Annotated in this window: 4 protein-coding genes and 2 pseudogenes; 1 reads left to right on the plus strand and 5 read right to left on the minus strand. The window is 71.2% G+C overall.

What is annotated here, in order from left to right; all coding sequences use genetic code 11:
• Nucleotides 1-180: 180 nt before the first annotated feature.
• The 5 genes and pseudogenes from JNW89_RS22745 to JNW89_RS22770 form a co-directional block, all read right to left on the minus strand.
• Nucleotides 181-963, minus strand: coding sequence for an SDR family NAD(P)-dependent oxidoreductase (locus tag JNW89_RS22745; RefSeq protein ID WP_238450433.1), 783 nt, complete (start codon nt 961-963; stop codon nt 181-183).
• A pseudogene (locus JNW89_RS22750) lies at nt 960-2,144 on the minus strand (zinc-dependent alcohol dehydrogenase). Before JNW89_RS22750 ends, JNW89_RS22745 begins: the two are co-directional and overlap by 4 nt.
• Before the next feature lie 169 nt (nt 2,145-2,313).
• Nucleotides 2,314-3,075 carry a succinate dehydrogenase/fumarate reductase iron-sulfur subunit gene (locus JNW89_RS22760; RefSeq protein ID WP_238450436.1) on the minus strand — a complete coding sequence of 254 codons (762 nt, stop codon included), beginning with the start codon at nt 3,073-3,075 and terminating at the stop codon, nt 2,314-2,316.
• The gene (locus tag JNW89_RS22765) at nt 3,072-5,009 is read right to left on the minus strand and encodes a fumarate reductase/succinate dehydrogenase flavoprotein subunit (protein ID WP_238450437.1); all 1,938 of its coding nucleotides are present in this window, start codon (nt 5,007-5,009) and stop codon (nt 3,072-3,074) included. Before JNW89_RS22765 ends, JNW89_RS22760 begins: the two co-directional genes overlap by 4 nt.
• 2 nt (nt 5,010-5,011) lie before the next feature.
• On the minus strand, nt 5,012-5,743 hold the full coding sequence (locus JNW89_RS22770; RefSeq protein WP_255541128.1) for a succinate dehydrogenase cytochrome b subunit: 732 nt from the start codon (nt 5,741-5,743) through the stop codon (nt 5,012-5,014).
• Nucleotides 5,744-5,778: 35 nt separating this feature from the next.
• Here JNW89_RS22770 and JNW89_RS22775 point away from each other — a divergent pair.
• Nucleotides 5,779-6,709 (plus strand): annotated as a pseudogene (locus JNW89_RS22775) (LysR family transcriptional regulator).
• The last annotated feature ends 112 nt before the right edge of the window (nt 6,710-6,821 follow it).

Raw genomic sequence — 6,821 nt, forward strand, 5'->3', positions numbered from 1 at the left:
GGGTGGTCGGTACCGGCGCGGGCCAGGCGGGTGGTCGGTCACCGTGCGGGCCAGGCGGGGTGTCGGGTCACCGTGCGGGCCAGGCGGGGAAGGTCGGGCAGGCCAGCCGCCGCGGACGGCCTCGCCGGCCGGGTTGGGGGGCGAAGACCGCGCCCTCGTGCGGCGACACCTGCCGGTCGGTCAGCCCGCCCCAGCGCATGAGTGGCCCGACCAGCGCGTCGTAGACGCCGGCAGCACGGTGAAGCCGACCCGCATGATCAGGTTGACCCGGTCCGCCGAGATCTCCCGGCGGGGCCGGTCGGCGCAGTCCACGATCGCCCGGGCCACCCGTTGCGGGCTGGTGATCGGCAGCGGCGGTCGGCCCACCCGGCCCAGGTAGTTGGCGGCCTGCTGGTAGACCGGGGTGTCCACGCTGCCGGGGGTGACCAGGCAGACCTGGACCCCGGACAGGTCCCGCGACTCCTGCTGCAACGTCCGGACCAGGCCGTGCAGGCCCCACTTGCTGGTGACGTAGCCGCTCATGTAGGGCGCGGTGATGTGCCCGAGCACCGAGCCGGTGAGGATCAGGGTGCCGCCGCCGGCGGCCTTGAACTGCTTGAGCGCGACCCGGGCCACCCCGGCGGAGGCGAGCAGGTCGGTCCGCACCACCTGGTCGAAGACCTCCGCCGGAATCTCCTCGAAGCGCCCGTACGCCATCACCGCCGCGGTGTGCACCCAGACGTCGATCCGGCCGAACTCCCGCAGCGCCACCTCCGCCAGGGCGTCGAGCGCGCCGGGGACGGTCACGTCGGTGGGCACCTCGCGTACCTGGGCACCGGCGTCGCGGCACTCGCGGCGTACCTCGGCCAGGGTGGCGGGGGAGCGGGCGGCGAGGACCAGCCGGTCCCCGCGCCCGGCGAACTCCCGGGCGGCCGCGCGGCCGATGCCGCTGGTCGCCCCGGTGACCACCACCACCCGGCTCACGGTGCGAGCACGACCTTGACGCAGCCGTCCTGCTTCTTCTGGAACATCTCGTACGCCTGCGGCGCCCGCGCCAGTGGCACCCGGTGGGTACGCAGGTCCGCCACGCCCAGCGGGTCGTCGTCGCCGGCGAGCAGCGGCATGATCTCGTCGGTCCAGCGGCGCACGTGGCACTGCCCCATCCGCAGCTGGATGCCCCGGTCGAACATCTCCATCAGCGGCAGCGGGTCCACCTCGCCGCCGTAGACGCCGGAGATGGAGACGGTGCCGCCCCGGCGCACCGCCTTGAGCGCGGCCTTGAGCACCACCAGCCGGTCGACGCCGACCTTGTCGGTCATGGTCCGGGCGAGCTGGTCCGGCAGCAGCCCGGCGGCGGTCTGGGCCAGCTTGCCCGGGGTGGCGCCGTGCGCCTCCATCCCGACCGCGTCGATCACCGCGTCCGGGCCGCGCCCGTCGACCAGGTCGACCAGGGCGGCCGGCACGTCCTCGAGCTCGGTGACGTCGAGGGTCTCGATGCCGTGCCGGCGGGCCATCTCCAGCCGCTCCGGCACCAGGTCCAGCCCGATCACCCGCTCGGCGCCCAGGTGGCGGCCGATCCGGGCGCAGAACTGGCCCACCGGCCCCAGCCCGAAGACGGCGAGGGTGCCGCCGGGCGGGGTGTCGGCGTACTTCACCGCCTGCCAGGCCGTGGGCAGGATGTCGCTGAGGTAGAGGTAGCGCTCGTCCGCGCCGGTCGCCGGGATCTTGACCGGGCCGAACTGCGCGTACGGGACCCGCAGGTACTCGGCCTGGCCGCCGGGGACGGAGCCGTAGAGCGAGGTGTAGCCGAACAGCGATGCGCCCTTGCCCTCCGAGGTGACCTGGGTGGTCTCGCACTGGGCGTAGAGCTGCCGCCGGCACATCCACTAGTCGCCGCAGGAGATGTTGAACGGGACGACCACCCGGTCGCCCGGCTTGAGCCGGGTCACGCCCGGGCCGACCTCCTCGACGATGCCCATCGGCTCGTGTCCGAGGATGTCGCCGGGCTTCAGGTACGGCCCGAGCACCTCGTACAGGTGCAGGTCGGAGCCGCAGATCGCGGTGGAGGTGATCCGGACGATCACGTCGGTGGGCTCCTCGATCCGCGGGTCGGGTACCTCCTCCACTCGGACGTCACGCTTCCCGTGCCAGGTCAGTGCCTTCATGCCTGTCGTCCCCTCTGGGTGCCGTCCATGGGACTGCTACCCCGAGTGGGCGGCTCGAATCCGGCGTGCCGCCCGGGCCGGCGCCGGCGCTGCTTTCCCGCCGTACCCTCGGGAAAACGCCGACCGCCGCACCCCCGGGGGGATGCGGCGGTCGGTGCGCGACTGACGGTCAGGAGCCGGGGGTGCCGGCGCCCTTGGTGGTGGCCTTGAGGTAGTCGCGGTTGAGCCGGCCGATGGTGTTCAGCGGGATGCCCTTCGGGCAGACCACGGTGCACTCACCGGCGTTGGTGCAGCCGCCGAAGCCAGCCTCGTCGTGCGCGTCGACCATGCCGATCACCCGGGTGTAGCGCTCCGGCTGGCCCTGCGGCAGCAGCGAGAGCTGGGTGAGCTTGGCGGCGGTGAAGAGCATGCCGGAGCCGTTGGGGCAGGCCGCCACGCAGGCGCCGCAGCCGATGCAGGCCGCCGACTCGAAGGCGGCGTCCGCGTTGGCCTTGGCCACCGGCGTGGAGTGCGCCTCGGGGGCGCTGCCGGTCGGGGCGGTGATGTACCCGCCGGCGGCGATGATCTTGTCGAAGGCGCTCCGGTTGACCACCAGGTCCTTGATGACCGGGAAGGCCCGGGCCCGCCACGGCTCGATGTCGATCGTCTCGCCGTCGGAGAACTGCCGCATGTGCAGCTGGCAGGCGGTGGTGCCGCGCTGCGGCCCGTGCGCGTCGCCGTTGATCATCAGACCGCACATGCCGCAGATGCCCTCGCGGCAGTCGTGGTCGAACGCGACCGGCTCCTCGCCCTGGAGGATGAGCCGCTCGTTGAGGACGTCGAGCATCTCCAGGAACGACATGTCCGGGGAGACGTCGTCGACCTGGTAGGTCACCATCCGACCCTTGTCCTCAGGGCCGGTCTGGCGCCAGATGCGCAGGGTCAGGTTCACTTGTAGCTCCGCTGCGTGGGGTGGACGTATTCGAACTTCAGGTCTTCCTTGTGCAGCACGACCGGCTCACCGGTGCCGGTGTACTCCCAGGCCGCCACGTAGGCGAACCGGTCGTCGTCGCGCTGCGCCTCGCCGTCCGGGGTCTGGTGCTCGGCCCGGAAGTGGCCGCCGCAGGACTCCTCGCGGTGCAGGGCGTCGATGCACATCAGCTCGGCCAGCTCGAAGAAGTCGGCCACCCGGCCGGCCTTCTCCAGCGACTGGTTGAGCCCCTCGCCGTCGCCCGGCACCCGCACCCGCTGCCAGAACTCGTCCCGCAGCGTGCGGATCTCGTCGATGGCCTTGCGCAGCCCGGCCTCGCTGCGCTCCATGCCGCAGTGCTCCCACATGATCTGGCCCAGCTCCCGGTGGAACGAGTCCACGGTCCGGTCGCCGTTGACCGCCAGCAGCCGGGTGATCCGGTCCTCGACGTCGCGGCGGGCCGCGATCGCCTCGGGGTGGCTGGCGTCGACCTTGTCCAGCGGGCCCGTGGCCAGGTAGTGGGCGATCGTGCTGGGCAGCACGAAGTAGCCGTCGGCCAGGCCCTGCATCAGCGCCGAGGCGCCGAGCCGGTTCGCGCCGTGGTCGGAGAAGTTCGCCTCACCGATCACGAACAGACCCGGGATGGTCGACTGGAGGTCGTAGTCGACCCAGAGGCCGCCCATCGTGTAGTGCACGGCGGGGTAGATCCGCATCGGGACCTCGTACGGGTCCTCGCCGGTGATCCGCTCGTACATCTCGAAGAGGTTGCCGTACTTGGCCTCGATCGCCTTGCGGCCCAGCCGGTTGATGGCGTCGGCGAAGTCGAGGTAGACGCCGAGCTTGGTCGGGCCGACGCCCCGGCCCTCGTCGCAGACGTTCTTCGCGGCGCGGGAGGCGATGTCCCGGGGGACCAGGTTGCCGAAGGAGGGGTAGATCCGCTCCAGGTAGTAGTCCCGCTCGTCCTCGGGGATGTCCCGCGGCGCGCGGTCGTCGCCCTTGGCCTTCGGCACCCAGACCCGGCCGTCGTTGCGCAGCGACTCGCTCATCAGGGTCAGCTTCGACTGGTGGTCGCCGGAGACCGGGATGCAGGTCGGGTGGATCTGCGTGTAGCAGGGGTTGGCGAAGTACGCGCCCTTGCGGTGCGCCCGCCAGGTCGCGGTGACGTTGCAGCCCTTGGCGTTGGTGGAGAGGTAGAAGACGTTGCCGTAGCCGCCGGAGGCGAGCACGACCGCGTCGGCCATCTCGGTGCTGATCTCGCCGGTGACCAGGTCCCGGACGACGATGCCCCGGGCCTTGCCGTCGACGAGGACCAGCTCCAGCATCTCGTGCCGGGTGTTCATCTCCACGTTGCCCAGGCCGATCTGCCGCTCCAGCGCCTGGTACGCCCCGAGCAGCAGCTGCTGGCCCGTCTGGCCCCGCGCGTAGAAGGTCCGCTGCACCTGCGCGCCGCCGAAGGAGCGGGTGTCGAGCAGGCCGCCGTACTCGCGGGCGAACGGCACACCCTGCGCCACGCACTGGTCGATGATGTTGACCGAGACCTCGGCCAGCCGGTGCACGTTCGACTCCCGCGAGCGGAAGTCGCCGCCCTTGACGGTGTCGTAGAAGAGCCGGTGCACCGAGTCGCCGTCGTTGCGGTAGTTCTTGGCGGCGTTGATGCCGCCCTGCGCGGCGATGGAGTGGGCCCGGCGTGGGCTGTCCTGGTAGCAGTAGGACTTGACCCGGTAGCCCTGCTCGGCCAGCGTCGCCGCGGCGGAGCCGCCGGCCAGGCCGGTGCCCACCACGATCACGGTCATCTTCCGGCGGTTGGCCGGGTTGACCAGCTTGGCCTCGAAGCGGCGGCGGTCCCAGCGGGTCTCGATCGGGCCCTCGGGAGCCTTGGCGTCGGCGATCGGGTCGCCCTCGGTGAAGAGATCCATGGTCAGGACACCAATCCGGTGAGTACGGCGAACGGAACCACCAGGTAGCCGACGCAGAGGCCGACGGCGACGACCAGCGCGATCGCCCGGTTGCGACGCTCACCCTGCGGCGTCTGCTGGCCCAGGCTGCGCAGCGCGCTGAAGATGCCGTGCCGCAGGTGGAAACCGACGGTGACGATCGCCAGGGTGTAGAAGAGCGTGACGTACCAGCGCTCCGGCGCGAAGTCTGCGACCACGTTGCCGTACGGGTTGCTGGCGTCGCCCTGAGGGTTCAGGTCACCGGTGGTCAGGTCCAGGATGTGGTAGATCACGAAGAGCAGGATGATCACCCCACCCCAGCGCATCGTGCGGGCGGCGTAGCTGCCCTGGATCTTCTTGCGGTGGGCGTACTTCACCGGGCGGGCGGCGCGGGCGCGCCGGGCCAGCACGGTGGCGGCCACGATGTGCGCCACCACGGCGACCGTGAGCACGGTGCGCTGAATCCACAGGTACCAGGTGTGGGGCAGCAGCGGCGTGCCGATGTCCCGCAGCCAGTGCGCGTAGTGGTCGAACGACGTCTCGCCGGTGAAGATCTTCAGGTTCCCCAGCATGTGCACGACGAGGAAGAGCACCAGGAGGATGCCCGTCACCGCCATGACGGCCTTCAGGCCGACGTTCGAGCGGATGGGCGACCGAGTTTTCGTGATTACCACCTGACCGACGCTAGGAGGACTTTGATCAGTCGTCCAATGCATCGACCTCGCAGTCTTGATAGCCATAAGCTATGTAGATGCAGCTCCATCAGCTCAAGTACTTCGTGGCGTCGCAGAAGTGCGACATTTCACCCAAGCCGCCGACCTCGTCGGCATAACCCAGCCCTCACTGAGTAAGCAAATTCACGCCCTGGAGACCGACCTGGGGGCCCCGCTCTTCGAACGGGTAAGAGGCAACATCGCCCTTACCGCGGCCGGCGAGGTGCTGCTGCCGTTGGCCAAGCGGATCCTCGCCGACGTCGACACCGCCACCCGCGAGGTGCAGGAGCTGGTCGGCCTGCGCCGGGGCCGGGTCCGCCTCGGCGCCACCCCCAGCCTGGCCACCTCGCTCGCCCCACCGGTGCTGCGCCGGTTCCGCGACGCCCACCCCACCGTGGACCTGCGGGTGGAGGAGGGCGGCTCCCAGGACCTGGTCCGTGACCTGCTCCGTGGCGACCTCGACCTGGCGCTGATCATCATGCCGGCCCAGGGCGCCGACCCGGGGCTGCGCGCCGACCCGATCCTGCGGGAGAGCCTGGTCGTCGCGTCGGTGGACCCGCTGCCCGCCGCCCGGGAGAACGGTCAGCTGCGCATCACCGATCTGCGTGACCAGCCGCTGGTGATGTTCCGCGAGGGCTACGACCTGCGCGACGCCACCATCCAGGCCTGCCGGGAGGCCGGCTTCGAGCCGACCATCTCGGTCGACGGCGGCGAGATGGACGCCGTGCTCAGCTTCGTCGAGGCCGGGCTGGGCATCGCCCTGGTACCCGGCATCGTGGTCGCCCGCCGGGCCGGCGTCCGGGTCACCCGGCTCGCCCCGCCGGGCGTACGGCGGACCATCGCGGTGGCCCGCCGCCGCGACGTCGTCCCCACCCACGCCGGCCGCGAGCTACGCCGGATACTGCTCGACTACGTGCACGACGCCACCGCCGCGACGAGCTCCCACCCGGCGTGGAACCCCTCGCCTGATCCCCGCCCGCTCTGCGCGATCTTGCACTTTCGGCCCCGGCAAAGGGCGCGAATCCGGCAGTTCACGGGCACAAAGTCCAAGATCGCGGGGGCGGGGGAGGGGGCGGGGAGG

The sequence above is a fragment of the Micromonospora sp. 4G55 genome (genome assembly GCF_016803375.1).

Excerpts from the sequence above, each read along its gene's own strand:
- JNW89_RS22765 (WP_238450437.1), bottom strand. The coding sequence starts at position 5,009 with ATGGATCTCTTCACCGAGGGCGACCCGATCGCCGACGCCAAGGCTCCC.
- JNW89_RS22770 (WP_255541128.1), bottom strand. The coding sequence starts at position 5,743 with ATGCATTGGACGACTGATCAAAGTCCTCCTAGCGTCGGTCAGGTGGTA.